Source organism: Endozoicomonas arenosclerae (assembly GCF_001562015.1).
In the GTDB taxonomy this organism is placed as follows: domain Bacteria; phylum Pseudomonadota; class Gammaproteobacteria; order Pseudomonadales; family Endozoicomonadaceae; genus Endozoicomonas_A; species Endozoicomonas_A arenosclerae.
This window is the reverse complement of record NZ_LASA01000309.1, coordinates 1-770: the sequence shown is the minus strand read 5'-3', so window position 1 is coordinate 770 and position 770 is coordinate 1. Positions and strand designations below refer to the sequence as shown.

Genomic DNA, 770 nt, shown 5'->3' with positions numbered 1-770 from the left:
GTCTTGCGTATAACTTGAGGCGGATGTTCAGCCTGAAACAAGTGAATGAAGAGCAGTGGTTGGAACTGGTCTTGTTGGCGACTTATCTGTGGCACTATTGGGCTGATCTGAGGCCAAGAGTGAGAAAAATCATAAGGACAAGTTGAAAATGTAATGCGCCGGAGAGGGTTTTATAAGTTCTCTCCGGAATAGTCAGAGTCTGAAATTACTTGAACTGCGTTTATGGGTTCAAGTCCGACAGGCTGCTAGGGAACCTGCGAATAACCTCTAATTTACTTCCCTTCTTGAATCGAGTTCGAAGTAGGACTGAAATCAGAGGTCTCAACCCCTTATTTGTATGATATTTAGCCACTTTCGTGACTTCAGGGCGGACTAACCCTGTGCCCGGATCATTTGATCCAGTCGAACAATATTCGCCAGGGCAAATAAAGTAGACAGTTTATTGTCATTCTTCTTCAAACCTCGATACCTGGCTTTTATAAATCCAAATTGACACTTAATGATTCTGAAGGGGTGTTCGACTGCTGCTCTCAGACTGGCCTTGGTAAATTCCAGTTTGATGGGCACCTTATTTTTTCGGGGATGCTTCTTCAGCTCTTTCAAGATGCTGGGCTTTTCAGCTATGAACCACTCAGCTTCACAGGACTCCAACTCTTTCCGAATCTCGGCCCCGCGATAGCCGGCATCTGCAAAGATAAATTGCTCATCCCCGTGCAGCAGCTGCCCCGCCTGATTCAGGTCATGTTCGTTAGCTGGGGTGGTCGTCAAGC

Annotated in this window: 1 protein-coding gene; it reads right to left on the bottom strand. The window is 46.4% G+C overall.

The annotated features are described in order from the left end of the window. Positions 1–372: 372 nt before the first annotated feature. On the bottom strand, positions 373–770 hold a 398-nt coding region (locus WG89_RS28950; protein ID WP_153301911.1), incomplete at its 5' end, for a transposase.